This window comes from Alistipes putredinis DSM 17216 (genome assembly GCF_000154465.1).
Classification (GTDB): Bacteria; Bacteroidota; Bacteroidia; order Bacteroidales; family Rikenellaceae; genus Alistipes; species Alistipes putredinis.
Genome location: NZ_DS499575.1, coordinates 1 through 784, shown reverse-complemented (window position 1 = coordinate 784; position 784 = coordinate 1). Strand labels below are relative to the sequence as shown.

The 784-nt window shown below is 48.3% G+C and carries 1 protein-coding gene; it reads left to right on the top strand.

Features of this window, described 5'->3' with window-relative positions; genetic code table 11:
- Positions 1 to 222: 222 nt before the first annotated feature.
- A partial coding sequence (locus ALIPUT_RS00070) for a DUF7666 domain-containing protein (RefSeq protein WP_004327475.1) occupies positions 223 to 784 on the top strand: 562 nt, incomplete at its 3' end.

The following is a 784-nucleotide window of genomic DNA, read 5'->3' as shown; positions in this document are numbered from 1 at the left end:
CGATATTCGTCATGACTGCGGATCATCCTAGCATTAATGCAGCGAAGACTGAGCGATGACGATTAGTCGATCCATCTACACAGTCACGATCTGACAGTCAGGATCCAGTAGCGATTCCTGGATCAGTCGTGTCTCGTGACGCCAGGTGCAATTTATCAAACATGACGTGCAATTCCAACAAGTATTACCCAGAGACATTCCAAATAAAACAGACGAGTCTCGATGGCAGTAATAAGCCGTAACCACGTGGCGGCGCAGCTCGATCGCGGTCGGGAAGTTGGCGCGATCATGGGCAGGGGAGGGTTACAGGCCAGTCTTACGTATCCCTACGCTGGATACCAGATGGACAAGGGGTCTACCGAAGGAATGAACGCGATCGGTACGGAAGATTCGCAGACTTTACACGGTACAATTCCGGATAGGTTTTTTAAGGTAACCAAGATCGGATGCGGCATCGCTAGATTTTCGGTCGAAGAGATTGTGGAAGTATTCAAAAGCGTCTCGTTCGGCGATAACGTGGTGCTTCCGCAAGAGTTCGGCGAAGAAAAACATATCGATGGATTTAAAGGGTTCAATGCAGATATGACCTGCCTGGGCTTCAAATTCGAGGAGGGCAAGACTTACGAAGAGGATGTTGAGTTGAAAGTTTGTAATCGAGGCTTTCATTTCTGCGAATCACCGTTCTCTGTCCTTAGCTATCGTGATATGCTGGATGATGAATGCAAGTTCATCCCTGTGCATCATGTAACAGCTTTGGGGCGATGTCATTCCGACTCGGATAAAG